The organism is Nitrospira sp. (genome assembly GCA_029194535.1).
In the GTDB taxonomy this organism is placed as follows: domain Bacteria; phylum Nitrospirota; class Nitrospiria; order Nitrospirales; family Nitrospiraceae; genus Nitrospira_C.
In genome coordinates this window covers 1-25,095 of record JARFXR010000002.1, presented here as the reverse complement: position 1 = coordinate 25,095, position 25,095 = coordinate 1, and the positions used below count along the sequence as shown (strand labels likewise).

Below are 25,095 nucleotides of genomic sequence, written 5' to 3'. Positions count from 1 at the left end.
CGGCCCGTATATTGCCAAGGTGTGGGACAGTGACTATACTGGCGTCGGTTGCGAATGGATTGGATCAAGGAGGTGGACCATGGCTGTGCGTGGAACCAGACTGTTGGGTATCGCCGTCGTCACTTGTGCGCTCCTATCCGGCGCCTGTACCGTTACGGAGTCGGTTAAGGGAACACTCGGTGATATATCCGACTTTATTTCCAGCACGACGCCGGGGGCATGGTCCAAGGACGGATTGCTTCGGGCCGAACACCGGCAGATCGTTTTCGCCACCCACAACTACGACAGCGTGAAACGGGATATTGCCAGGGGACAGGGTGAACATCTGGCCTCCCTCGGCACGTTGCTCGGTGTGGCCGCGAGCCGAAGCCAAGAATTCGGGCTTCTCGCGCAGGCCCGCTATACCGAGGTCGAGTCTCCCAAGACTTCGCCTGAGGATCTCTTGAGCTCCATGAGGGCGATCGTTCAGGAACATCCGGAGTTGATTCTGGTGGCCGACGCAAAGTAGTACAATCATCCGATTCCAGCCACAGTGGGCGCATCCGGTCTGCCCCCAGTCTCCTTATCTTGTCGCATGAGTATCGGGGCGTCACGCGATGCCCCGCAGACGCTTGCCTTCCACAAGCCGTACGGCGTGCTGCCCTGCTTCACCGATCCGGAACATAGACCTACGCTGGGAGACTTCATTCAGATTCCCGGCGTGTACGCCGCGGGTCGACTGGATAAGGACAGTGAAGGCCTCATGATCCTGACGTCGGATGGTGGACTTGCCCATCGCATTACCGATCCGACGGCGAAGTTGCCGAAGGTGTATCTGGTCCAGGTCGAACGGATTCCCGAGGAGGCGGCATTGGAGAGGCTCCGACGAGGTCTACGGCTCGGTGAGAAGCGGACCAGACCGGCCTTGGCTCGCCTTCTGCCGGAGGCGCCGGCGTTGCCGGAACGGCCTGTGCCGATCCGCTACAGAAAGCATGTCCCGACCGCATGGCTGGAATTGACGCTCCGGGAGGGGATGAATCGGCAGATCCGGCGCATGACCGCCGCGGTCGGGCATCCCACCTTGCGACTGGTGCGGGTTGCGATCGGCCCGATCTCGCTCGACGGTTTGCAGCCCGGCCAGTGGCGGAGCCTCTCGCCGGAAGAATCGACGGCGCTCCGGCAGCCGGTCTTCGACGAGCGTCGCCCCGGCGATTTCCGACGGAATCCGCATGGCTGATCGTCGAGGGACAGCGCTCGGCATGCTGTTCCTCGTCGTCGCCGGTGGTCTCGCCGTCATCGGGGTCGACCTGCTCACCTTCGTGCTGCCGTCCTCTCCGCGCACCGGCATGTCGGGCACATGGGAGCCGGCGAAATTGGGATGGATCGCGGCGCTCTGTCTGTTGGCTGCCGGATTCTGGGCCGCCAACGCCATGAGCCTGTTTCGCCACCACTCTCGCCGCTGGACGATCGCTGAAGACTGGTCCCTATCGTCTGGGCTGCTTTGGCTGACGCCGGTCCTCCTGAGCGTCCTCGTCTACTACCCGATTCCGTACTTCAACCATCATATCGACAAATTCGTGCTGGCCGTCGGTCTGCTCCTCGCGTGGGCCGCCTGGCGGTGCGTTCATCCGGCCAGTCTCGAATGGATGCTCCGAACCGGTGTCTACCGCTGGTTACGAGTCGTCATGGTCAATGCGGTGGTCTTCTTGCTCGTCGCCGAGGCCAGCCTGCGGGTGGCCGATCCCTTGCTGGCGCGGAGCGGCCTGTTCGGTTCCGACCACGACACGCCCGGAGGGGGGATTCCTCACCAGGTCACGGACCGATCCGGCATGAAAACGAACTCGCTCGGATTTCGAGACCGAGAGCGAACGATCGAACGGAAGTCTTCTGCCTGGCGCGTCGTCGCGATCGGCGACTCATTTACGTGGGGAGCCGGCGCACGCTACGACGAGGCGTACCTGACGGTGGTGGAACGGGCGCTGGCCGGAGAAGGGCCCGGTGTGGAAGTGATCAATCTCGGCATGGTGGGCTATCAGCCGGAAGAATATTACGCGCTGCTCAAGGACCATGGCATAGTCTACGGACCCGACGTCGTGCTCGTGAACTTTTTCATCGGCAACGACTTCATGCCGGCGCAAGGCGCGCAAATGGTCGTCGCGGGTCTCCGACACCGGGTGCATGTCAACGGCAACTGGTTTCATGACCGACTCTCCTGGGACCATTGGTATCTGTCGCACGACCTGGCCTACATCCGTGTGTTGGGCGAGGCATGGCTCAGACGGATACAGAGCGAGCCCGACCTGGGAATGTTTGCCTCCGATCCCGTCCCTGCCGCCTCCGATGGGCCACAGGCCTTTGCCGGCTGGAGTCCCCGGTACGTGCGCATGATTCAGGGGATGCGGGACCAGTATCTCAAGGCCGACAGTCCCCTCTTCCTCGCGCGCTGGAACGAGACCAAGGCGGCGCTCGAACAGATCGACGGACTGCTTCGAGCACGCGCTGTTCCCTGGGTGTTGGTGCTGCTGCCCGCCGAGGAGCAGGTCGATCCTCGGTTGCAGCGGCTGTATGTCGACACAAGCGGTGTCGCTTCGACGGAATATGATTTTACGAAGCCGCAGCGGCTGCTGTCGGCATGGGCCGGCGAAAAAGGACTGGCGGTCATCGATCTCACGGCTGCCTTCGCCGCCGAAGTCACCGGCCGCCGCCTCTATGTCGATAACGATATCCATTGGAACGCCGCCGGGAATGCATTGGCCGCCGGGACGGTGCTGAACGAATTGCGGCTGCTGCTGCGCCGTGCGAAGGGAGCAGGGTCCGATTGATGGAGCAAGAGGGACGGATTATCGATACTTGATCATGCGACCGATGATGCCGATACCGATCCCGAGGAGAATGTAGCCGATCAGCACATTCACGATGACCACGCCCTGGCTGATCACGTTCGCCGGTTGGTAGTCGACGAGCCCCAAGGCGGCGGTGACGTTGACGGAGTAGTAGAAGCCGGACCAGAAGGGAATCCACGCGGCGGTGTTCATGTTGTCCATCGGCTGGAGCCAGCGGATCTGGTAGAAGATTTCATAGAGAAGGCCGAACAGACCGAGGGTGCCGACCACCCACAGCCCCCAGCGGGAAAAGCTGGTCCCGTAGTTGCTCGTGGCTTTCCAGGCCAGCTGAGCCCAAGGGTGTTTTCCCTGCATCTTCGCCCAGGCGACACGGGCGTTGCGTTCGTTCAGATATTCCGCTTCCGACCATTCCAGCTCGCCGACTTCCGCGAAACAGTGGTTCGCGCGCGAATAAGACCGTACCGCGAAATGCTGCAAGTCGTGTTTGGCCGGAGCGCCGTCCGCCGTCTGCGCGGCCCGTTCGCCCAATCGACCGGCATTGGAGTAGGCGCGTGCCGCCTGGGAGAACTGTTCCAGCCGGTGTAGTTGCGCGCCGGCCTGATGATAGGCCTGGGCGGCCTTCGCCGGATCCCGGTCTTCCAGAAAGTGCGCGGCTGCCAGGAAATAAAAGGCCGATTGCATCACCTCGGCCCGCGCATCCCTCCTGCCGAAGTCTTCCGCTTTCCGCAGGACGGCATCGGCCGACTGCGCGGCTTCGAGCTCGCTCTCGCCCTGCCTGTAAAATTCCTGTGCAGCGGGATCGGTGAATCTGACCTGGCTCATGAGGATGCTCCGGCGGCGCGCTATCGTACCGCACTGTCGGGTAACAGGGAAAGGGCCGGTGCGCCGGTGAGTGGTGATGACAGGACGGTAGCGGGCCCAAGCAATCCAGCGGCAGGCGCACTGGAATCCGCTTGCCACAATGAGTGTTTTGGGATGTCGCTTGAAGGTGTATCGAATCCTGGACTACACTACCGCCCGAGATCTCAGGCCGTACTACCCAGCGCACATTGTCGGTCGGTCATATTCGGTCGGTCATACTGCGAGCGCCGGTCCATGGCCGCCGCTCAGAGGTGAGGTGATTCCCATGAAGACCACGATCGTCGTCGTGCTTGCCGGGCTGATGTGTTTGGGATCCGCCTGCACTGTCTTAGTCTCCAAGGAGACCCGATACCTCAAGGCCGCGAAGGACCATGCCACACAAGAACAAGTACACACGCGTCTCGGCGAACCGAAATATACCGCGACGACGGAAGACGGCAAACCTATTTGGGTCTATCAGGTCATGTGGGTCGACACCGGCGTCAACAACCAGTGGGGTACGCCGGGAGCCTGGTGCGACGAGTACGTGTTGACCTTCGACAAGCAGGGGATTCTGAGGGATTGGACGCACAAGTCGGAGGGGCACGGAGGCGAGACCATGCCGGAGTACTGTGTGAAAGACGGGTTCGAGTCTCCAACTTAAAAGATTCGAAGCCGGGGCTGTCCTACTTCGGGGGGAACTTTTCGAACATTGCCGCCGTCGCTTCGTGGATCTTCTCGGTATTCTCGACCGGGTCCTGACTGACCGTGTCGCTCCCGGTGCCTCGCCAGATCATCTGCTTGTTCTTCGCGTCGAAAATATCGACGTTGAGTGTCCCGGTGACGACCGTATTCGGGGTCGTCACGGATGTCCCTGAGGCCATTCCCCAGCCTGCGCCTCGTCCATACCATCCGTAACCCGGACCCCAACCCGGCCCGTAGCCGACTCCCATGGACGTGGTGTTGTAGTAGATTTCTTCACTCAGCGCCGCGTGATAGGTGACGTACATGTCGGGATTGCCTTCGCTTCGCTGATAGCCCTTCGTGGTCAACTGGTCGTCGATCGCCTTGACGATGCGGCGGTCCATCAAATCATTTCTCACCGGCGTGCCCTTCTCCCAGGCATAGGTCCGGTAGTGCGTGAAGTCGACGTCTCTATCGTAGTCGATCGTCACTCGCGGCGCGCAGGCCGACAGCACGAACCCCAAGACTACGGCGACCAATTCTATTGTGCGACGTGACATGAATGATGCCTCCCGCTGTCCGCCGAGCGGAAGTGTACGCCCGGCATAGAGAAATTCCAAGAGCGAAACCCGGCGGCTCTGACGAACCTCGGTGCCTTGCCCTTTCCCGCCGACTGTACTACTTGTATGACATGAAACACCCCGTCACCGTCCGGCGTGATTCCGACCTCGCGCGCGCGCTCGGCAGCTTCTGCGGCGCACGACGCGCAAGCGAAGGGAGTATTGTACTTGGAGAGTTTTTAGCGAGAGGTCGCCGTCCGGAAGGGCGTGGGCATCTACAGAAGGTTGCCACCCTGCAGAAGAGGGGTTGTGATCGTCGCTCCTGACACCCTAGATTCGGTGTTGAAGGACGGTCTTACGGGTCGGGTGCCGTTTCGATGTAGACACGGTGAGGGGCTCGTCTTCGAGTGGGGAACGATGTGATTCATCTAGGCTGGTCATTGTTGCATAGGGGGTATTCATGTTGGCTACTTTGAGGCGTCGGACGGTGGGGATGGGTCTGGCCATGACCGCATGTATGGTTGTTGTCGCGGTCGTAGCTTCCGTCACGACAGCGGAGCCTCCCAAATTGCCCTCGAGATCTGTCTTGAATCAAGCGACGATTCCGCCGGACGAGACGATGATTTCGAGTCTGATCGTGAAACCACAAGCCGGCTCGAAGGTGGCGAGCGAGTTGGACGCGTTCGATGCCGGCGGGCTCACCAAAAAGGCGGGCGTGCCGCTCTCCGTGGTCCGTCGCATGTCCGGGGGAGCGTATGTGCTCAAACTGCACAAGTCGGTGACCCTGTCCGAAGCGCGGGCCATTGCCGCGCGACTGATGCACAACGACCCAAGCCTGCACTATGTCGAGCCGGACCGGTCCATGCATCCGCAGACGACGCCGACCGATCCCAATTATGGCAGTCAGTGGCACTATTTCGCGCCTGCGGACGCCACCGGAGGCGCCAACCTGCCGACGGCCTGGGACGTCACCAAGGGCAGCGCGTCCGTCGTCGTCGCGGTGGTGGATACCGGGTATGTGCCGCACGCCGATCAGCCGGCGTCGTTGCTGCAGGGCTATGATTTCATCACCGATCCCGCGCGCGCCAACGATGGGGATGGCCGCGATAGCAATCCGCAAGATGCCGGGAATTGGGTCGCGGCGAACGAATGCGGACCGGGATCACTCGCCAGGGACTCGGTGTGGCACGGCACGGGCGTGACCGGGATCATCGCGGCAAAAATGAATAATGGCCTCTTCGGCACCGGGGTGGCGCCGAATGTGACGATTCTTCCGGTGAGGGTGAGCGGGAAATGCGGGGCCGTCACGTCCGACATGGCGGACGGGATGCGCTGGGCGGCGGGGTTGGCGGTGGCCGGGGTGCCCGCCAATGCGAACCCCGCAAAGGTTCTCAATATCAGCATCAGCGACCACAATGCGTGCAGTCAGGCTCTTCAGGACGCCGTGACGGACGTGATTAGCACGGGGGCCATCATCGTGTCCGCAACGGGGAACAACGGAGATGCCACCGCGATCGATGAACCGGCGAACTGCGCCGGGGTGATCGGCGTGGCGGCGAACGCGATCGATGGCGATCTGGCCTATTACTCCAATGTCAGCGGGCAGGTGGCGATCACTGCCCCTGGCGGATTGTGTGGGAAGCTGACAACGGGGAACAACTGTACGGATTTCGTCACGTCCAACGGGCTGGGCACCTATACCATCTACAACACGGGCACCACGAGTCCGGCGGCCAGCCCAGGGGGGGATACGTCGATTAACGGCTCCGGAACCAGTAGCTCGACTCCCCACGTCTCAGGGGTAGCGGCGCTCCTCTGGTCTGTGCAACCTTCGCTGACTCGTGCGCAGATTCTCTCGGTCTTGCAATCGTCCGCTCGGGCATTTCCAGCCGGCTCGTCGTGCGCGTCAGGCGGTAGCGTCGTCGGAAAGTGCGGCGCGGGGCTCCTCGATGCGCGCGCGGCGCTGGATAAGTTAAACGCGAGTGCGTTGCCTCCGGCGGTGACGATCACGACCCCATCGCAAGTTGTGGCACCGGCCGGTACGGTTTCGCTGGCGGGGATGGCGACGGCGGCTGCCGGAAAAAGCATCACCTCTTACCAGTGGGCTCAAGTGACCGGCGGCTCGGTCGGTACCATTGCCAACAGCAATACCGCCAATGCGTCCTTTACGGCGCCGGCAACCGGCACCTTCACCTTTCGGCTGACCGCGACGGACAGCAGCGGGCTGACCGGGCAGGCAACCGCGACGGTGAGGGTGAACTCTCCGCCCGTGCTGACACCGGTTGGATCCCAGACTGTGTCCCAAGGAAGTGCCTTAGACTTCACGGTGGGTGCCACAGACGCCGACGGCGATACGCCGACTTTCGTTGCTGTGCCGCCGCTGCCCGCTGGGTCAACGTTGAGTGCCGCAGGGCAATTCAGCTGGCCTTCAGCCACTCCGGCCGGCAACTACAGCCTAGCTTATTTTGCGCGAGACAACGATGCCGACAGCGCTCAGGGTACCGTCAACATTACTGTTCAAGCCGATTCTTCCGGTCCTTCTGTCTCTCCCGCGCCTGCAGCGTCTCCCGCTCCTCCCGGTGACGGCGGGGGCGGCGGGTGCACATTGAGTGCAGACGGCAGGATGGACATGATGTTGCCGATGTTGGCCCTTCTCGCTGTTGGTCTCTGGGCTCAACGGTTCAAGAACAGGACCGGCAGGAAGTAAGTGTCCGAGCGCCCAGACGTTCCTTTGGCCCGGCCAAAGGAACGTCTGGCGCCGCTCGACAAACAGGATCCCAGAGAGTTGTGCTCAATCTTCTCGGACTTGATCGTTGTCCCCCTTTTCATCGGGACGCCGGCTTTCTGCTGGCGGCGGCTGGAGGGCCGGTCGTTTGGGCGGCCTTGGCCCTCACCACGTCTCTTCAGCCCCTCCACTGGTCTCGTCTCTGGTCTTTGCCGTTTCTGACGGTGGCGCTCTGGCTGCCGTTAGTTGAAGAACTTCTCTTCCGTGGATTGATTCAGGGGCGACTCACCCAATGTTCATGGGGGCGGCGTGCGATTTATGACGTGACGTTGGCGAACTGGGCCACGTCAGTGCTGTTCGTGGCCGGGCATTGGTTCACTCATCCGCCCCTCTGGGCGTTGTCTGTCCTGATTCCGTCTTTGATGTTTGGATTCTTGCGGGATCGTTTCCAGAGCACGTATCCGTCCATCGTGCTGCATTGCTTCTACAACAGTGGATATTTCATCCTGACAGGAGTGTAACCGCAGGTGGATACAAAGCAAGAGCAGGGACCGTTGGGCCGAGCAGGTTTAGTCGATGAGAAGCCTCAACTGCGCCGGAGGTCCACACTTTCCACGTCGGCGATAATCGTATGCAATCCACTCGCTCCCGCCGGCTGCGGGCGGACGATTTCTGCAATCTGCAATTGGCCTTTCGTGTCGGTCGCTCGGACCACCGTTTGAAATTTTCCCTGTTTGGTCGGCTTCCATATGTACTTCCAGATGATCCAGGAGTAGGGCGACATCGGCGGTTCGATCTGACAGTCGTTCCACGTGCGACCGGCGTCGAAGCTGATCTCGACTTTGCCGATTGAATTGGGCCCTCCAAAGGCAATCCCGCGGAATGTCTGCTCCGGTCCTCGAAGCGTCTGGTAGTGTCCCGGTGAATCGATCCGGGAAAAAATCTTGATCGTGCCGTCGTCGGTCCAGCCTTTCCGCTGCCAGTAGCCCAGGTGGTCACCCGGATAGACTTCGATTTCCACGATCCATTTGACGTTCTTGATCCCGTAGAGACCGGGCACCAGCAGCCGGAGCGGAAAGCCGTGCTCTTTCGGCAGCTTTTCACCGTTCATCAGAAAGGCGAGCATGGTGTCGTCCTGCATCGCCCGTGTGAATGGGATGCTGTCGTCGTACCCGTCGATGCCGCGAAAAATGACGTCCCGCGCGGTCTCTTCGTCCGCGCCGGCCTCTTGCAGCAGCTTCTTGAGCGAGATCCCTCTCCATGTCGCATTGCCCATGCTGTCGCCCCCCGGCAACGTGTCGATGCACATCAGCGTCGAGATCTGGTCGTAGGAGTCGCGATTCAAGATGTCGCGCCAGCCGAGCGAAAGGGGTGTCTTGACCTGGCCCTTGACGGTCAGTTTCCATTGTTCGATGTTGATTTCTCTCGACATCGAAACCGCGGAGTCGGCGTAGTTGACGACGTAGAACTTGCCGTTCGGGGTGAAATAGGTCGTCTCGCGCGGCGGGATCGCGAACATGCGGCCGAAAACGCCGCCGACTTCGTCGCAGCCGCCGGTCATGCCGGCGAGGGCTCCCAGTCCCGCTGCCTTGAGTATGGTTCGACGAGAAAACGGCATGCTGCCTCCGGAGAACGCTGGACCTCAATACAGCATTATCATACAGGAAGCAGAGCGACGCAATGCAGCCGTGAACGAGAGAGGCGGCGACAAAGTCGCTTGACTCACCTCGGAGGACTCACTAGAGTGCCGTTGGCGCTGATCACACGATGTCTGCTCGCGATCCACAACCATTCGAGGCGTCAGGATTATCCACTCCCGCCGGGACTCGGCGGCGGTTCTTTCAGTGGGCCACCAGAGCTGCGGCCGGGCTGATCGGGCTCAGCCTTGCCGTGCCCCTCGTCGGCTACGTGATGTCACCTGCATTCAAGCGGCGCGCTCAGTCGTGGGTCGATGTCGCGGCGCTCGATGAACTCTCCGTCGGAACACCCAAGCAGGTGGACTATGTGGCGACCGTGCAGGACGGCTATCTGGAAACGAAGACTCAAAAGGCCGTATGGGCCGTGAAGCAAGCCGACGGGCAGGTGACCGTGTTTTCTCCCATGTGCACCCATCTGGGGTGCGGGTATCACTGGGCCGGGGGCGAACAGAAGTTCAAGTGTCCCTGCCACGGGAGCGTCTACGACGTGACCGGCCGGGTGGTTGCGGGACCGGCCCCGCGACCCCTGGATACCTTGCCTGTCAAGACGGAGAATGGACGTCTCCTTGTGATGTACAAGGAATTCAAGTCCGGAATCACGGGAAAAATCGAGTTGTGATACGGCGCCGCGCTGATGCGAGGAAAGCTGACGGCTTGGGAAAATCTCGTTTCGGCAGCCATGGGCGCGAAGATGACTCACCGAGGAGACATGCCCAGATGAAACGAGCGCGCTCTGTCGCGATCCTGTCCGTGTGCGTGGTGTCGGCTCTGCTGTTGTCGCCTGTGCGGCCGGTCGATGCGGCTGGAGACGCATCGAAGGGAAAACCCCTCTACGAGAAGCATTGCATGGTCTGCCATGGGCCGCAGGGCAAGGGTGACGGACCGACGGGCACCTTGATCAAGCCGCCTGCCGCAAACTTTACCGGCGAGGCCAGTAAGAAAAAGACCGAGGCCGAGTTGCTGGGAACGATGGAGAGCGGAAAGCCGGGCACCGCAATGGGGCCATGGAAGGGCCTGTTGTCCCCATCCGATTTGAGGGACGTGCTCGCGTACGTGATGGCTCTGCGAAAGTAGTCCGGATTTTTTGGGGAACCGATGGCCTCCCGCATCTATGCCTGGCTGGACGGCCGGCTGAACTTACAGGCGGTTGAACATTCGCTCCTGAACGAACCGATTCCGGGCGGAGCCAGCTGGATCTACGTCTTCGGCTCGGCCACGCTGTTTCTGTTCGTCCTGCAAGCCGTCACCGGGATGTTTCTCGCGATCTACTATGCCCCGACGCCCGACCATGCCTATGACAGCGTGCAGTTCATCGAGAATCAGGTGACCTTCGGCTGGTTCGTCCGGGGACTGCATCACTGGGGCGCATCCGGTATGGTGATGGCGGTCGGTCTCCACATGCTCCAAGTGTTCCTCTACGGAGCGTTCAAGCCTCCCCGAGAAATGATGTGGATGGTCGGCGTGGTGCTGCTGCTCCTCGTGCTGGGGTTCGCCTTTACCGGCTACCTGCTTCCCTGGGACCAGACCGCCTATTGGGCGACGCAAGTAGGCATCAATATGGTCGGCACGGTTCCCCTGATCGGGGATTTTCTCGTGAAGGTCATGCGCGGCGGAGAGCAGTTGGGGGCCCTGACACTCTCGAGATTCTTCGCCGTTCACGTGTTGTTTCTGCCGGCCGTCATCGTGACCGGCATCATGCTGCACCTGTTCATTCTCAGACGAGTCGGTCCTGCCGGTCCCTGGGACGAGAAGAAGGCCGCCGCGGGCAGCGAGACGTTTTATCCCAGGCAGGTCTTCATGGATGCGGTGGTGATGGTGGGGGTCTTCGCCGCGCTGGCAGCCTTGGCGTACCTGGTTCCGTTTCCCCTGACCGACAAAGCCAACCCGTCGGATACGAGCTTCGTCCCGATCCCTGAATGGTATTTCCTCTTCTATTATGAACTGCTGAAGTATGTGCACGGACCGTTGGAGCCGTTTGCCACGTGGGTCTTGCCCGCCCTGTTCGTACTCGTTCTTCTGCTCTGGCCGTTTCTGGATTGGCAAAAGACCGTGCGGGCTCCGGCGTCACGACCGGTCGGCATGGCGCTCGGCGCCCTGTTTTTGCTGGTGGTCTTTTCGCTCCTCGGGGTGTCGCTGAACAATCTCTATGGAGTCAAGAAGGCCGATCCGGCGGTTGCGCACGGTCAAGCCCTGTATGCGAACTTCGGCTGCGCCGGATGTCACCGAATTCATGGAACAGGCGGAGCCGTCGGCCCCGACCTGTCGTACGTCGGCGACGAGCGTCCTGACCGAGCATGGCACCTGAAACACTTCCACGATCCGCAATCCGTATCGCCGGGATCGATCATGCCGAAGTTCCCGCTCACGGAACAGGAGCTCCACGATCTCACCAGTTACATGCTGAGTCTCAGGAAGACGGCGTAGCGGTCTCAACGCCGTACTCTGAAGACACCGGTCCGTATGAAGAATGCGGACCCTGTGCAATACAGGACTGTGCCATGCCGTACGACCCGGATCTCGTGAATCAGGAACACATCGTGACGTCGCGGGATGACGAGACGAAGAGGGGAATCACATGTTCAAACGAGTCGAACCGAGAGCACTCCGGGGCCCCGTGCTGATGGCGGGCTTGTTGTGGTGCGCGCTTGCACTCTTGCCCGCCGTGGGTGCGGCGGCGGATCCCGCCGCGCCTGCTTCCAAGCCAGCCGGTGAGCAGTCACCGGAGCAGGCGGCCGGCGGTCGCGAGAATTTCAATCGAATGAGAGCCGCCTGCGCAGAGGACGCCAAGCGCCACTGCAAAGGAGTCATGCCCGGCGGCGGGCGGATCATCAAGTGTCTGCGCAAGCATGAATCGGAACTGACGTCCGGCTGTCGCGCGGCGTTGCCGCCCGTGTCCACGAAGCCGTAGCGGACGTCGGGAGTCCTGTTACTCCGGCGACAGGCAATTCTGCGCCTGACGCTCTTGGCACAGGCGATATCTGGCCTTCTTCACCCAATACTCGAGTGCCTTGTGAACGTCGTCCCAGGAGTCGAAGGAGTCGGCGTCGAGGCGTTTTTTCCCCACGCGTCGATCGGCAGACGCACCCAGCACCTCGCCGGTCTGAGAGTCGGACAACTTCAGCTCAAGACTGGCGTCGCCGACGAACAACGGTTTGCCGGTTCCGATATTCTTCAGCATCGACGCCACCGCAAAGGCGTTCATCGGCGCGGGAACCGTCGAGACCGCCCGAAGGACCACGTAGGCCGGATCCGCCCTGGTGATGGCGACCTGGGCGTGCAATGTGCCCGGTCCCGGCTCCGACACCATCTCGTAGTCTTGAGACATGCCGTCATAGGCTAGGGTGTAGAGCAGATCGGCGATCTTTTGCGCGCGGGCTTGGCGATCCGGGTCCGTCGTCGGCGGACCCCAGACCTGCACGTGATCCAGCAGCATCTTCTTGTACGTGCCGCGCGGGATCGTCGCAACCTTGGGATTCTTGTAGAGCAGCAGCGCTTCGCCATCTTCGCCCTTGTGCATCAGCGGATAGATGGGACCGAGAAACCCGGACGTCTCAACGGAACGCGCTTGCTTCGTCGGCGAGCAGCCGGCCAGCAGTGCCGCGAACACCGTGAACAGGATCGAAGAGAATCTGAGCATCGGGGCCTCCAGGTTCAGCTAGGGAGCGCGCGGTGCGAGTGAGAGAGTACGGCAGGAAACCCTTGAGATCAAGCCCCGATCTTGACGGTGTGATTAGGGCAATTGTATAAGTAAAGCCCTTCCCAAAAATGAGAGAGGGACCTGCCGTCTTGGCGCGTTCACACTGCTTAGAATTCCCTCCTGCCAGTGCCTGCTTCATGATGATCGTTTGCCTTGCCGTGTTGGCGGTCTCAGGCTGCGAGCGCAAGGATGCGGTCTCGGCGCTGGCCCCGGACGTGCTGGTCACGGAAGTGATCCGGCGGGACGTGCCGATCTACGCCGAGGGGGTCGGCACGACGGCCGGCACCATCGATGCGCAGATCCGGGCCAAGGTCCAGGGCTATCTGCTCTCGCGCAACTATGTCGAGGGCGCTTTCGTCAAGGCCGGAGATCTGTTGTTCAAGATCGACGCGCGACCCTACCAGGCGTCCTTCGATCAACTGAAGGGCGAACTGGCCAGGGCGGAAGCGGCCTACAAGAAGACGCAGCTGGATGTGAAGCGGGATACGCCGCTCGCGAAGCAAGGGGCGGTGAGCCAGAAGGAGCTGGACGATTCCATTCAAGCGAACGAGGCCAACAAGGCCTCCGTATTCGCCGCCAGAGCCAACCTGGAGAAGGCCAAGCTGAATCTGGATTGGACGAGCATCGCCTCGCCGGTCGACGGGGTGGCCGGCATCGCCAGCGCCCAGATCGGCGATCTGATCATGGAGAACACCGCTCTGACGACGGTCTCGCAGGTCGATCCCATCAAAGTGCTCTTTCCGATCAGCGAGAAAATGTATCTCCGCTTCGCCGAACGGATACAACGCGCCGTGGCCCAGCCGGCTGGGGACCATCCGGATCGACCTCAGCTGGAATTGATCCTGGCGGACGGAACTCTGTACCCGCACAAGGGGAAGGCGGCGCTTCCGGATCGTCAGGTCGACATCAAGACCGGCACCATTACCATCGTCGGCTATTTCCCAAACCCGGGCAATGTGTTGCGGCCCGGTCAGTATGCGAAGGTGCGCGCGATCATCGAGAATCTTCCGGGAGCGCTTCTCGTGCCGCAGCGCGCGGTTCAGGAACTCCAGGGGACGTATCACGTGGCGGTCGTCGATGCGGAAAACAAAATCGCCGTCCGCACGGTCAAGCCCGGGGCGAGGGTCGGGAATCAGTGGGTGATCACGTCCGGTCTGAACCAGGGAGAACAGGTCGTCGTCGAGGGACTGCAGAAGGTCCGCAGTGGGGTCGTCGTCTCGCCCAAACCGGTTCCCGCCGAACCGGCTTCCACCGATCCGGACCGGCCGCTTACGCCGCCGCCCGCCGGTACCTAAATGGTCAGGTTCTTCATCCATCGGCCCATCGTGGCCATGGTGATCGCGATCATCACGGTGCTCGTGGGGATCGTCTCGGTGTTCCGCCTCCCCGTCGCGCAATTTCCCAATCTGGTTCCGCCGGAAATTCAAGTCCAAACGACCTATCTGGGCGCCGATGCGCTGTCGGTCGAGCAGGCGGTCGCCACGCCGCTGGAACAACAGATCAACGGCGTGGACCACATGCTCTACATGTATTCCACGAGCGCCGGCAGCGGACAGATGACCCTCCGTGTGGCTTTCGACCTCGATACGGACCCGAATACCGACCAGGTGCTGACGCAAATGCGGCAGACCATCGCCGTCCCGCAGCTCCCGGAGGCCGTCCAGCAGTACGGCATCACGAATCCGAAAGCCCTCAGCAGTCCCTTGATGATGCTCTCGCTCTATTCACCCAAGGGAACCTACGACGCGACGTTTCTCGCCAACTACGCCTTCATCAACATCAATGATCCTCTGACGCGCGTTCCGGGAGTCGGCCAGGTCCAATTGTTCGGCGCGGGTCAGTACGCCATGAGGCTGTGGTTGAAACCGGATCAACTCGCCAAGCTCGAACTGACCGTGACGGATCTGGTCAACGCCATCAACCAGCAGAATACGGTCAACCCGGCTGGTCAGGTGGGAGCCGAGCCGGTCCCGGCCGGTCAAGAGTTTACGTACACCATTCGAGCCCAGGGACGTCTCGTCACCGAAGAAGAGTTCGGCAACATCGTGGTGCGTGCCAATCAGGACGGCTCGTTCGTCCGGTTGCGCGACGTGGCTCGGGCAGAGTTAGGCGCCCAGATCTACAACGTGTTGGGTCGATTGGACGGGGCGCCCGCCGCGGTTATTGCGGTGTACCAATTGCCGGGTTCCAACGCGATCGACACGGTCAAGCGGTTGCGCTCGCTGATGGACGAGATGAAGGGGCGGTTTCCGGACGATCTGGACTACGTGGTGTCGCTGGACACGACGTTGGCGGTGACGGAAGGGCTGCACGAGATCTTCACGACGCTGTGGGAAGCGATCGTGTTAGTGATCCTGGTGGTGTTTCTGTTTTTGCAGAGCTGGCGGGCGACGCTGATCCCGCTCTTGGCGGTGCCGGTGTCGCTGATCGGGACGTTTGCGATCTTTCCGCTGCTGGGCTTCTCCATTAATACGCTTTCGTTATTCGGCCTGGTGCTGGCGATCGGCTTGGTGGTGGATGATGCGATCGTGGTGGTGGAGGCGGTGGAGCATCATATTGAACAGGGGATGGGGCCGCGGGAGGCGACGCTGAAGGCGATGGAGGAGGTGGCGGGGCCGGTGGTGGCGATTGCGTTGATCTTGGCGGCGGTGTTTGTGCCGACGGCGTTTATTCCGGGGATTACGGGGCGGCTGTACCAGCAGTTTGCGGTGACGATTGCGGTGTCGGTGCTGCTGTCGGCGGTGAATGCGTTGACGTTGAGTCCGGCGCTGGCGGCATTGTTGCTGAAGCCGAAGGTGCCGATGGGGGGCTTGCTGGGCCGGTTCTTTGGATGGTTCAACGGGGCGTTCGCGCGGCTGACGGATCGGTATGTGGGGTGGTGCGGGGGGTTGATGCAGAAGGCGGGGCGGACGCTGCTGGGCTTGGCGGTGGTGACCGTGGTGGCCGGGCTGCTCGGCGCCCGCCTGCCCGGCGGGTTCGTGCCCTCCGAAGATCAAGGATTTTTGTATGTGAACGTGCAGCTGCCGGAGGCGGCCTCGTTGCAGCGGACAGACCGCGTGTCCCGGAAGGTCGAACAGATTCTCCATGACACGCCGGGGGTCGCCTCCTTTACCGTGACGGTCGGGTACAGCTTCCTGAGCCAGGTCAGCACGACTTACAACGCCTACTTTTCGGTCAATCTCAAACCGTGGCACGAACGAAGAAGCCGTGAAGAACAGTACGAAGCAATCCTGGCGCACGTGAACGGGGAGTTGGCCAAACTTCCTGAGGCGGAAGCCTTCGCGTTTTCTCCCCCGCCGATCCCAGGCATCGGCACAGCCGGGGGAACGACGATGATGCTCGAAGATCGCGTCGGGCGCGGCGTCGAGTTCCTGGCCGAGCAGACGAAGCGATTCCTCGCCGCGGCGCGGCAGCGTCCGGAATTGGCCAGCGTGACCACGACCCTGCTTCCGAACGTGCCGCAACTCTTTGCGCGGATCGACCAGGCCAAGGCGTTGAAGCAGGGTGTGGCCCTCGCCGACATCTATCAGACCCTTCAGGCGTTCATGGGCGGGCCGTTCGTGAATTACTTTAACCGCTTCGGGCGGCAATGGCAGGTCTACCTGTTGGCGGAGGGAGAATATCGGGCCCGCGCGGAAAACATCGGCCAGTTCTACGTTCGCAACAATGAAGGCCAGATGGTGCCGCTCTCCACCCTGGTGAGCATACAGCCTACTTCCGGGCCGGAATTCACGATCCGGTTCAACGAATATCGTGCAGCGCAGATCAACGCGGTTCCGGCGCCCGGATATAGTTCCGGGCAGGCCATGCGGGCGCTGGAGGACGTGTTTGCCGCGACGATGCCGGGCGAGATGGGCTTCGACTATATGGGCATGTCGTACCAGGAGAAGACGGCGGCGCAGGGCGTCTCGCCGGGGATCATTTTCGGGTTCTCGCTCCTGTTCGTCTTTCTCATTCTCGCGGCGCAATACGAAAGCTGGGCCTTGCCGTTCAGCGTCTTGTTGGCCACGCCGATCTCGGTCTTCGGCGCCTTTGTCGCGCTGTGGATTCGGGGCATCGAAAACGACGTGTACAGCCAGATCGGCCTGGTCATGCTGATCGGCTTGGGCGCGAAGAACGCGATCCTCATCGTCGAGTTCGCCAAGATGGAAGTCGAGCAGGGACGATCTCCCTGGGACGCGGCGCTGGCCGGGGCCCGTCTCCGTCTGCGTCCGATTCTGATGACGGCGTTCGCGTTCATTCTCGGCGTCATGCCGCTGGCCCTGGCATCGGGGGCGGGGGCGCAGTCCAGAATCGTCCTGGGCAGTGCGGTGATCGGCGGCATGCTGGCGGCCAGCGTACTGGCTATCTTTCTGATCCCCGTTTCATTCTATGTCGTCGAAAAACTGGCCGGCCGGAATCGCGTGGTCGCCGCGACGACGCCCCCTGTCTCGCCGGTACCGGTCGGCCATCTACCGGAGCAGACGTGAGCCGCTGAAGGACGAAACTCGACCATGACGAGATTCTTCATCGACCGTCCGATCGTGGCGATCGTCATCTCGATCCTTCTGGTCTTGCTGGGCGGGATCTCGATTTTCAGGCTGCCAGTCGCGCAGTTCCCTAAAATCGCGCCCCCGGAAGTGATGCTGCAGGGCACCTACGTCGGCGCCGATGCCATCACAGTCGAACAGTCGGTAGCCACGCCGCTCGAACAGCAGATGAGCGGGGTCGATCGCATGCTCTACATGTATTCGATCAACGGCAGCAACGGACAGACGACCCTCAGGGTGGATTTCGACGTCGCCACGGAACCCAATGTCGACCAGTTGCTGGCCCACATGCGCTACGCGCAGGCGGAACCGCAATTGCCGCAGGAAGTCCGCAAGTACGGGGTCACGATCCGCAAGTCGTTCGGCATCCCGCTCGTGCTGTTCGCGCTCCACTCGCCCCGCGACACCTATGACGCCCGGTTTTTGGCGAACTACGCCTATATCAACCTGTCCGATCCGCTGGCGCGCGATCCCGGCGTCGGACAGATCACGATCTTCGGCGCGGGCCAGTATGCGATGCGCCTGTGGGTGCATCCGGACCTATTGGCCAAGATGGGCGTGACGGTCAAAGACATCTTGCAGGCGTTGAAACAGCAAAATGTCGTGACCCCGCTCGGCCAGATCGGAGCGGAGCCGGTTCCCGAGGGCCAGGAATTCACGTACACCGTCCGCACCGACGGCCGCCTGGTCAGCGAAGAGGAGTTCGCGAATATCATCATCAGGGCCAACAGCGACGGCTCGTTCGTCCGGCTGCGTGATGTCGGTCGCGCCGAACTGGGCGCGCAGCTCTATAACTTTGTGTCGCGCTTGAACGGAAAACCGACGGCGGTGATTGCGGTCTATCAGCTGCCGGGCTCCAATGCGATCGAGACGGTGGACCGACTGAAGCGCAAAATGGACGAGATGAAGGGGCGGTTTCCGGACGATCTGGACTACGTGGTGTCGCTGGACACGACGTTGGCGGTGACGGAAGGGCTGCACGAGATCTTCACGACGCTGTGGGAAGCGATCGTGTTAGTGATCCTGGTGGTGTTTCTGTTTTTGCAGAGCTGGCGGGCGACGCTGATCCCGCTCTTGGCGGTGCCGGTGTCGCTGATCGGGACGTTTGCGATCTTTCCGCTGCTGGGCTTCTCCATTAATACGCTTTCGTTATTCGGCCTGGTGCTGGCGATCGGCTTGGTGGTGGATGATGCGATCGTGGTGGTGGAGGCGGTGGAGCATCATATTGAACAGGGGATGGGGCCGCGGGAGGCGACGCTGAAGGCGATGGAGGAGGTGGCGGGGCCGGTGGTGGCGATTGCGTTGATCTTGGCGGCGGTGTTTGTGCCGACGGCGTTTATTCCGGGGATTACGGGGCGGCTGTACCAGCAGTTTGCGGTGACGATTGCGGTGTCGGTGCTGCTGTCGGCGGTGAATGCGTTGACGTTGAGTCCGGCGCTGGCGGCATTGTTGCTGAAGCCGAAGGTGCCGATGGGGGGCTTGCTGGGCCGGTTCTTTGGATGGTTCAACGGGGCGTTCGCGCGGCTGACGGATCGGTATGTGGGGTGGTGCGGGGGGTTGATGCAGAAGGCGGGGCGGACGCTGCTGGGCTTGGCGGTGGTGACCGTGGTGGCCGGGCTGCTCGGCGCCCGCCTGCCCGGCGGGTTCATTCCGTTGGAAGATACCGGTTACTTCCTGCTCAATGTCCAATTGCCCGCCGCCGCGTCTCTTCAACGGACGGACGCGGTCATGAAAAAGGTCGATGCGGTGCTGGCCGAGACTCCCGGTGTCGAATTCTACACGACCGTCGCGGGCTACGGCGTGCTGAGCCAGACCTTCACGACCTATAATGCCGTCGTGTTCGTGGCCTTGAAGCCGTGGGAAGACCGGAAAACCGCCGAGCAAAAGTACCGGGCGATTCTCGTCGGATTGAACACACGATTGAGCCGGATGCCCGAGGCCATCGCCTTCGCCTTTCCTCCTCCGGCCATCCCAGGCGTCGGCAATTCCGGAGGCGTGACGTTCATCTTGGAGGACCGCTCCGGCGGGACGTTCGAATTGCTTGCCGCCCAGACCGAGCGGTTCTTGGACGCGGCATCGAAGCGGCCCGAGATGGCCAGGGTGGTGACCACGTTGATTGCCGGGACGCCGCAGTGGTTTGCCGAGGTGGATCGCGATAAGGCGCTCAAGCAGGGCGTGGCGTTGGGCGACGTCTACCAGACGCTGCAGGCCTTCATGGGCGGCGCACTGGTGAACTACTTCAACCGGTTCGGCCGTCTCTGGCAAGTCTACGTCGAAGCGGAGTCGGAATATCGGACCAAGGCCGAACAGGTCGGTCAGTTTTACGTGCAAAACAACCAGGGCCAGATGGTGCCGCTCTCGACGTTGGTGACGATGCGACCGATCAATGGACCGGAGTTCACGATGCGCTACAACGAATATCGGTCGGCGCAGATCAACGCGATGCCGGCGCCGGGGTACAGCACGAGAGAGGTGATGGCCGCCCTCGAAACGGTGTTCCGCGAAACCATGCCCAAGGAAATGGGCTTCGATTATATGGGCATGTCCTATCAGGAAAAGGTCGCGGCAGAAAGCGTGCCGGCCGCGGTGATCTTCGGCTTCTCGTTGCTGTTCGTCTTCCTTATTCTCGCGGCGCAATACGAAAGCTGGGCCCTGCCGATCAGCGTGCTCCTGGCGACGCCGATCTCCGTCTTCGGCGCCTTCGCCGCTCTGTGGGCAATCGGTTTGGAGAACGACGTGTACTCTCAGATCGGGCTGGTCATGCTCATCGGCCTCAGCGCGAAGAATGCGATTCTGATCGTGGAGTTCGCCAAGATGGAGGTCGAAAAAGGGCGTTCCATCGTCGAGGCGGCCCTGGCCGGGGCGCGTCTCAGGCTGAGGCCGATCCTCATGACGGCCTTCGCCTTCATCCTCGGCGTCTTGCCGCTCGTATTGGCTTCCGGAGCCGGCGCCCATGCCAGGGTGATCTTGGGGTTCACGGTTCTTGGCGGAATGCTGGCCGCCAGCCTGCTCGCGATCTTGGTTATTCCTGTGTTGTATTACATGGTCGAACGATATGCAGCGGGGCGCAGGGTGGGCGCCTCGACGATTATGCCTGTCGTCATTGCAGAACCCGTGAAGGGAGGACACTGAACATGCATTGCCGGAGCTTGGCTTCTCCGAAGACCGATCTTGCCGGTCTCGCTTTTCGCGCAACTCTCGCGTTTCTCGCGGCGTTGCTGCCAGCGTGCAAGATGGGGCCGGACTATGCGCGCCCCGACATGCCGCCCGCGGAGTCGTGGAGAATGGCGCCGGCGACCTCTGAATCGATCGCGAATCTGTCCTGGTGGGAACTCCTCAAGGACCAGGAGCTACAAAATCTGATCCACGTTGCGCTCACCGAAAATCAAGACGTCCGGACCGCCGTGGCCTCTGTCGATCAATACCGCGCGCAACTCGTCATGACCAAATGGGATTTGGCGCCTTCGCTGTCCTACGGAGCCTCGGCCTTTGTGTATCACACGTCGGGAGGCGACGCGACGACCATCCCGGGCGGCGGCGGCGCGATCGTTCTTCCCGGACAGGGAGGACAGGACAGTACGACTTTTTCGAATACGATCGGGTTCGGCAGTTTGAAGTGGGAACTCGATGTGTGGGGACGGCTGCGGCGCGCCGTCGAGTCGTCCGAGGCGCAGATGTTCGCCCAGGAGGAGAACCAGCGGGCGGTGATTCTGAGTCTCGTCGGCAGCGTCGGCGAGGCCTATTTCGCGCTGCGATCGCTGGACCTTCAGGTCGATATCACCAAACGCACGCTCAAGTCCTGGGAAGAATCCGTCCGGCTCTCTCAGCTTCGCTACAAGCAGGGCTACATTCCGAAGCTGGATCTCGATCGGTTCGAAGCGGAACGAGCAGGCACTGCGGCGAAACTTGCCGATCTCGAAAGGCAGGTCGTTCAGAAGGAAAATCAGCTCAACGCGCTCATGGGCCGCAAGCCTGCGGCCATCACGCGCGGCTTGCCGTTGACGGAGCAACCTATGCCGCCGGCCGTGCCGGCGGGGCTCCCGTCGGAGCTGTTGCAGCGGCGGCCGGACCTGCTGCAAGCGGAACAGACGCTCGCCGCCGCAACCGCCAACATCGGCGTCGCACAGGCGCAGCGCTTTCCGCAACTCGCCTTGACGGGCGCCGTCGGAGGCGCCAACGCGAATCTCGGCGGGACCTCGATCGGACCGCTGTTCATCCAAAACGCCGCGGCGGCGTTGAGCGGTCCATTACTCAACGCCACCGCGTTGGGGTATCAGGTGAGCGTCAACGAAATGAAAGCACGGCAGGCGTCGCTGCAATATGAAAAGGCCGTCGTGAACGCGTTCAAAGAAGTCGAGGATGCGTTGATCGCGGTGCAAAAAACGCGGGAGCAGCGGGAGGCTCAGGAGCAGCAGGTGGCCGCGCTGCAATCGGCCCTCAAGTTCGCCGATCAGCGGTATCAAGGAGGGCGGGCGAGCTATCTCGACGTGCTCACGAGCCAACGAAGTTTGTTCGAAGCGGAATTGGCCTTGGCGCGCACGCTGCAGACGCAACTGGTGTCCGTGGTCCAGCTCTATACGGCGCTGGGCGGGGGCTGGTCGGTGGCGGATCATCCGGAAAACAATCTGCCCGACCCGCGTGTGAGTAGACGAGTCTCGAACACCACGCATTGAACGGTGCGAGATAGGCGACAGAACGTAAGGCCGGGCCAAGCGTTGGCAGCGACAGATTCGGAATAGGGATGAAGGCCGAAGAGGCGGCCAGACTGAACTTATCATAAGGTGATGTATGCTGACGTCGCTCTTGCTTCTGTTCAAGTTCGGATACGACCTTGTCAAACGGTTGATCCATGACGCCTATTTCAGGGCTCTTGGCAGCGCCCTCCTGACGATGCTTTTGGTCGGCACACTGTTCTTCTGGTTGGCCGAAGGCCAAACCTTTCTCCATGCCCTGGCCTATTCGGCGGCGACGATGGCGATGAATTCTCCGTATGGGATCGGTTGGGGTCCCCAGACGACCGGCGGCATCCTCTTCAACATCATCTATCTCTTCCTTAGCGTGGGGCTCTTCCTTCTCTTTGTTCTCGAAGCTGGTAAGACCATGGTCCAGTCGTACGAAGAACTCTTCAAGAAACTGGCCGAGCGTAAAGCGCGGAGACGCACACAATCACCGCCCACCACGGAATCGATTCCGTGAGGAAGAGGCGAACAGGCGCCCGCGTTCAAGTAGAGGCTCAGCTCATGAAGCCTTCCACCCAGTGGTTGCTGATCTTTCTACCGACGACGATTGTTCTCGAGCACGCGGGTTCGGCGCCGACGCCGGTCATCTTCGCGTGTGCGGCGCTGGCGATTGTCCCGCTTGCGGCGTTGATCGTGCATTCCACCGAACATTTGGCTGCGCGCACGGGCGACGCGATCGGTGGATTGCTCAACGCGACGTTCGGCAACATGCCAGAACTGATCATCTCGTTCGCGGCTCTCAGGGCAGGCTATGGGGATATGGTGCGGGCTTCCATCGTCGGAGGCATTCTCGCAAATCTTCTCCTCGCCATGGGCACAGCCTTTCTCCTGGGCGGCGCCCGACATCACGAGCAGAAGTACAATCCCGTCGCGGCCCGAATGAACGGCACGATGATGTTGCTGGCAGCTGTCAGCATGATGGTGCCGAGCGCGTTCAATCGTCATTTCGCGGCGGAGAGCGGAGCGGCGAAGGAGCACCTTCTGAACATCGCAATCGCCGGCGTCTTACTGCTCGCGTACGTCCTGTACCTTGTGTTCTCGTTGAAAACACACCCTGGTTCATTCGCCAGCGTAGAAGCAGGGAAGGAGGCGGAGCATCAAGGACGAGGATGGAGTGTCCCGCGGGCGCTCGCAAGCCTGATCGGGACCTCGGTCCTCGCCGCCTGGATGAGCGAGATGCTTGTCGGGGCCGCGGAGGGTACCGGAACAACCCTCGGCATGTCGCAGATGTTCATCGGTATCATCTTCATCGCCGTCGTCGGCGGCGCCGCGGAGATCGGAGCGGCCATTGCCATGGCGCGGAAGAACCGTATGGACTTGTCCGTCGGTATTTCCATGGGCAGTTCCATGCAGATCGCGCTGTTTGTTGCGCCGGTATTGGTGCTCGCGAGTCACTTCATCGCGCCGCATCCGCTCGACTTGTCGTTCAGTCAAGTGGAAGGGTGGGCGCTGTTTCTCGGAGTGCTTGTCGGCGCGATCGTGTGTGGGGACGGTCAGTCCAATTGGTTCAAGGGCGTCCAATTGATCACGATCTATATGATCTTCGCCCTCATGTTCTATTTCGTGCCGGCCGATCAGCACTGACGTTCATCCAAACAACCTGAGATCAAGAATAGATCGTAACCATTTGATAGTTTCAGAATCGACGAGCATGCGGAATACTTGCGATCACCGACGTCGTCGTGCCTAGAAAGGCTGCTCGGGTGATGTTTTTTGTCGGGTGATTTTTTTGAGCGTGAGCGTCTTGACTCTCTGAGAAAGTCCTGTTATCTTCCACGAGCGTTTTGTGCTCCTGCCTGTTGACCGCGCCTGACGGCGAGTCACGGTGCGGTTCCAAAGGGAAACTACCCGAAGCCAAAAGCTCCGAGCACGTCCCTTGACACGTGACTGTGCACGATGTATAGTGCACGGCCCGCGTGATGAGCGCGGATGTTCTTTGACAACTGAATAGAGGACGATGAGCAAAGGTGTAAGGTGTATTGAAGTGGTGGCCCTTGGTCCAATTTGAAAACAACACCTATATGAGAGTTTGATCCTGGCTCAGAACGAACGCTGGCGGCGCGCCTAATACATGCAAGTCGAACGAGAATGTGTAGCAATACACATGTACAGTGGCGAACGGGTGAGGAATACATGGGTAACCTACCCTCGAGTGGGGAATAACTAGCCGAAAGGTTAGCTAATACCGCGTACGCCTCCCGGACTGCGGTTCGGGAGGGAAAGCGATACCGTGGGTATCGCGCTCTTGGATGGGCTCATGCCCTATCAGCTTGTTGGTGAGGTAACGGCTCACCAAGGCATCGACGGGTAGCTGATCTGAGAGGATGATCAGCCACACTGGCACTGCGACACGGGCCAGACTCCTACGGGAGGCAGCAGTAAGGAATATTGCGCAATGGGCGAAAGCCTGACGCAGCGACGCCGCGTGGGGGATGAAGGTCTTCGGATTGTAAACCCCTTTCGGGAGGGAAGATGGGATGGGGTAACCCATTCGGACGGTACCTCCAGAAGCAGCCACGGCTAACTTCGTGCCAGCAGCCGCGGTAATACGAAGGTGGCAAGCGTTGTTCGGATTTACTGGGCGTACAGGGAGCGTAGGCGGTTGGATAAGCCCTCCGTGAAATCTCCAGGCTTAACCTGGAAAGTGCAGAGGGGACTGTTCAGCTAGAGGATGGGAGAGGAGCGCGGAATTCCCGGTGTAGCGGTGAAATGCGTAGAGATCGGGAGGAAGGCCGGTGGCGAAGGCGGCGCTCTGGAACATTTCTGACGCTGAGGCTCGAAAGCGTGGGGAGCAAACAGGAT

The 25,095-nt window shown here is 61.2% G+C and carries 20 protein-coding genes and 1 rRNA gene; 17 read left to right on the top strand and 4 right to left on the bottom strand.

Features of this window, described 5'->3' with window-relative positions; translation table 11 throughout:
* The first annotated feature begins 79 nt into the window (after nt 1–79).
* The 3 genes from P0111_11535 (at nt 80) to P0111_11525 (ending at nt 2,801) form a co-directional block, all read left to right on the top strand.
* Nucleotides 80–508, top strand: a complete 429-nt coding sequence (locus P0111_11535; protein ID MDF0644657.1) for a DUF3015 family protein — start codon at nt 80–82, stop codon at nt 506–508.
* Between the two features lie 66 nt (nt 509–574).
* Nucleotides 575–1,216, top strand: coding sequence for a pseudouridine synthase (locus tag P0111_11530; GenBank protein ID MDF0644656.1), 642 nt, complete (start codon nt 575–577; stop codon nt 1,214–1,216).
* A complete protein-coding gene (locus P0111_11525) occupies nt 1,209–2,801 on the top strand; it encodes an SGNH/GDSL hydrolase family protein (GenBank protein ID MDF0644655.1) in 1,593 nt (530 codons plus the stop codon). Before P0111_11530 ends, P0111_11525 begins: the two co-directional genes overlap by 8 nt.
* 18 nt (nt 2,802–2,819) lie before the next feature.
* Here the strand turns inward: P0111_11525 and P0111_11520 are convergent, their stop codons facing one another.
* Nucleotides 2,820–3,644, bottom strand: a complete 825-nt coding sequence (locus P0111_11520) for a hypothetical protein (protein ID MDF0644654.1) — start codon at nt 3,642–3,644, stop codon at nt 2,820–2,822.
* Between the two features lie 304 nt (nt 3,645–3,948).
* On the opposite strand from P0111_11520, the gene P0111_11515 reads away from it, so the two are divergent.
* Nucleotides 3,949–4,326 (top strand): hypothetical protein, encoded by a 378-nt coding sequence (locus tag P0111_11515; protein ID MDF0644653.1) that lies wholly within the window; start codon nt 3,949–3,951, stop codon nt 4,324–4,326.
* Nucleotides 4,327–4,348: 22 nt separating this feature from the next.
* On the opposite strand, the gene P0111_11510 is transcribed toward P0111_11515, so the two are convergent.
* Complete coding sequence (locus P0111_11510; GenBank protein MDF0644652.1) at nt 4,349–4,906, bottom strand: DUF4136 domain-containing protein; 558 nt, start codon at nt 4,904–4,906, stop codon at nt 4,349–4,351.
* 568 nt (nt 4,907–5,474) lie between these two features.
* Here P0111_11510 and P0111_11505 point away from each other — a divergent pair.
* Both P0111_11505 and mrtJ read left to right on the top strand, forming a co-directional pair.
* Nucleotides 5,475–7,613: a S8 family serine peptidase gene (locus P0111_11505; GenBank protein ID MDF0644651.1), complete on the top strand. Its 2,139-nt coding sequence runs from the start codon at nt 5,475–5,477 to the stop codon at nt 7,611–7,613.
* An 80-nt stretch (nt 7,614–7,693) separates the two neighbouring features.
* Complete coding sequence (gene mrtJ, locus P0111_11500) at nt 7,694–8,152, top strand: JDVT-CTERM system glutamic-type intramembrane protease (GenBank protein ID MDF0644650.1); 459 nt, start codon at nt 7,694–7,696, stop codon at nt 8,150–8,152.
* A 65-nt stretch (nt 8,153–8,217) separates the two neighbouring features.
* Here the strand turns inward: mrtJ and P0111_11495 are convergent, their stop codons facing one another.
* The gene (locus P0111_11495; GenBank protein ID MDF0644649.1) at nt 8,218–9,249 is read right to left on the bottom strand and encodes a molybdopterin-dependent oxidoreductase; all 1,032 of its coding nucleotides are present in this window, start codon (nt 9,247–9,249) and stop codon (nt 8,218–8,220) included.
* A 149-nt stretch (nt 9,250–9,398) separates the two neighbouring features.
* Here P0111_11495 and P0111_11490 point away from each other — a divergent pair, with 149 nt between their 5' ends.
* The 4 genes from P0111_11490 to P0111_11475 all read left to right on the top strand — a co-directional run bounded on the left by P0111_11490 (nt 9,399) and on the right by P0111_11475 (nt 12,236).
* Entirely contained in the window at nt 9,399–9,947 is a 549-nt protein-coding gene (locus P0111_11490) for a ubiquinol-cytochrome c reductase iron-sulfur subunit (GenBank protein ID MDF0644648.1), read from the top strand.
* Between the two features lie 98 nt (nt 9,948–10,045).
* On the top strand, nt 10,046–10,402 hold the full coding sequence (locus P0111_11485) for a cytochrome c (GenBank protein ID MDF0644647.1): 357 nt from the start codon (nt 10,046–10,048) through the stop codon (nt 10,400–10,402).
* Between the two features lie 21 nt (nt 10,403–10,423).
* Nucleotides 10,424–11,752: a cytochrome b N-terminal domain-containing protein gene (locus P0111_11480; protein MDF0644646.1), complete on the top strand. Its 1,329-nt coding sequence runs from the start codon at nt 10,424–10,426 to the stop codon at nt 11,750–11,752.
* A 151-nt stretch (nt 11,753–11,903) separates the two neighbouring features.
* Nucleotides 11,904–12,236, top strand: coding sequence for a cysteine rich repeat-containing protein (locus tag P0111_11475; protein MDF0644645.1), 333 nt, complete (start codon nt 11,904–11,906; stop codon nt 12,234–12,236).
* Nucleotides 12,237–12,254: 18 nt separating this feature from the next.
* Here P0111_11475 and P0111_11470 read toward each other — a convergent pair whose 3' ends face one another.
* Nucleotides 12,255–12,965, bottom strand: a complete 711-nt coding sequence (locus P0111_11470) for a DUF3313 domain-containing protein (GenBank protein ID MDF0644644.1) — start codon at nt 12,963–12,965, stop codon at nt 12,255–12,257.
* Between the two features lie 197 nt (nt 12,966–13,162).
* Here P0111_11470 and P0111_11465 point away from each other — a divergent pair, with 197 nt between their 5' ends.
* From P0111_11465 to P0111_11435, 7 genes are all read left to right on the top strand, one after another.
* Entirely contained in the window at nt 13,163–14,320 is a 1,158-nt protein-coding gene (locus tag P0111_11465; protein ID MDF0644643.1) for an efflux RND transporter periplasmic adaptor subunit, read from the top strand.
* A complete protein-coding gene (locus P0111_11460; protein MDF0644642.1) occupies nt 14,321–17,494 on the top strand; it encodes a multidrug efflux RND transporter permease subunit in 3,174 nt (1,057 codons plus the stop codon). It begins immediately after the preceding gene.
* 24 nt (nt 17,495–17,518) lie between these two features.
* A complete protein-coding gene (locus P0111_11455) occupies nt 17,519–20,686 on the top strand; it encodes a multidrug efflux RND transporter permease subunit (protein ID MDF0644641.1) in 3,168 nt (1,055 codons plus the stop codon).
* Nucleotides 20,687–20,688: 2 nt separating this feature from the next.
* Nucleotides 20,689–22,227, top strand: a complete 1,539-nt coding sequence (locus tag P0111_11450; protein MDF0644640.1) for an efflux transporter outer membrane subunit — start codon at nt 20,689–20,691, stop codon at nt 22,225–22,227.
* A 115-nt stretch (nt 22,228–22,342) separates the two neighbouring features.
* Nucleotides 22,343–22,750 (top strand): hypothetical protein, encoded by a 408-nt coding sequence (locus tag P0111_11445; protein ID MDF0644639.1) that lies wholly within the window; start codon nt 22,343–22,345, stop codon nt 22,748–22,750.
* A 44-nt stretch (nt 22,751–22,794) separates the two neighbouring features.
* Nucleotides 22,795–23,877 carry a calcium/proton exchanger gene (gene cax / locus P0111_11440; protein ID MDF0644638.1) on the top strand — a complete coding sequence of 361 codons (1,083 nt, stop codon included), beginning with the start codon at nt 22,795–22,797 and terminating at the stop codon, nt 23,875–23,877.
* 433 nt (nt 23,878–24,310) lie between these two features.
* Nucleotides 24,311–25,095 (top strand): 16S ribosomal RNA (locus P0111_11435); the annotation flags it as partial.

Bases quoted from the DNA above. Each gene is read 5' to 3' on its own strand.
- P0111_11535 (MDF0644657.1), top strand. From the start codon at position 80: ATGGCTGTGCGTGGAACCAGACTGTTGGGTATCGCCGTCGTCACTTGT.
- P0111_11530 (MDF0644656.1), top strand. From the start codon at position 575: ATGAGTATCGGGGCGTCACGCGATGCCCCGCAGACGCTTGCCTTCCAC.
- P0111_11525 (MDF0644655.1), top strand. From the start codon at position 1,209: ATGGCTGATCGTCGAGGGACAGCGCTCGGCATGCTGTTCCTCGTCGTC.
- P0111_11520 (MDF0644654.1), bottom strand. From the start codon at position 3,644: ATGAGCCAGGTCAGATTCACCGATCCCGCTGCACAGGAATTTTACAGG.
- P0111_11515 (MDF0644653.1), top strand. From the start codon at position 3,949: ATGAAGACCACGATCGTCGTCGTGCTTGCCGGGCTGATGTGTTTGGGA.
- P0111_11510 (MDF0644652.1), bottom strand. From the start codon at position 4,906: ATGTCACGTCGCACAATAGAATTGGTCGCCGTAGTCTTGGGGTTCGTG.
- P0111_11495 (MDF0644649.1), bottom strand. From the start codon at position 9,249: ATGCCGTTTTCTCGTCGAACCATACTCAAGGCAGCGGGACTGGGAGCC.
- P0111_11490 (MDF0644648.1), top strand. From the start codon at position 9,399: ATGTCTGCTCGCGATCCACAACCATTCGAGGCGTCAGGATTATCCACT.
- P0111_11485 (MDF0644647.1), top strand. From the start codon at position 10,046: ATGAAACGAGCGCGCTCTGTCGCGATCCTGTCCGTGTGCGTGGTGTCG.
- P0111_11480 (MDF0644646.1), top strand. From the start codon at position 10,424: ATGGCCTCCCGCATCTATGCCTGGCTGGACGGCCGGCTGAACTTACAG.
- P0111_11475 (MDF0644645.1), top strand. From the start codon at position 11,904: ATGTTCAAACGAGTCGAACCGAGAGCACTCCGGGGCCCCGTGCTGATG.
- P0111_11470 (MDF0644644.1), bottom strand. From the start codon at position 12,965: ATGCTCAGATTCTCTTCGATCCTGTTCACGGTGTTCGCGGCACTGCTG.
- P0111_11465 (MDF0644643.1), top strand. From the start codon at position 13,163: ATGATGATCGTTTGCCTTGCCGTGTTGGCGGTCTCAGGCTGCGAGCGC.
- P0111_11460 (MDF0644642.1), top strand. From the start codon at position 14,321: ATGGTCAGGTTCTTCATCCATCGGCCCATCGTGGCCATGGTGATCGCG.
- P0111_11455 (MDF0644641.1), top strand. From the start codon at position 17,519: ATGACGAGATTCTTCATCGACCGTCCGATCGTGGCGATCGTCATCTCG.
- P0111_11450 (MDF0644640.1), top strand. From the start codon at position 20,689: ATGCATTGCCGGAGCTTGGCTTCTCCGAAGACCGATCTTGCCGGTCTC.
- P0111_11445 (MDF0644639.1), top strand. From the start codon at position 22,343: ATGCTGACGTCGCTCTTGCTTCTGTTCAAGTTCGGATACGACCTTGTC.
- cax (MDF0644638.1), top strand. From the start codon at position 22,795: ATGAAGCCTTCCACCCAGTGGTTGCTGATCTTTCTACCGACGACGATT.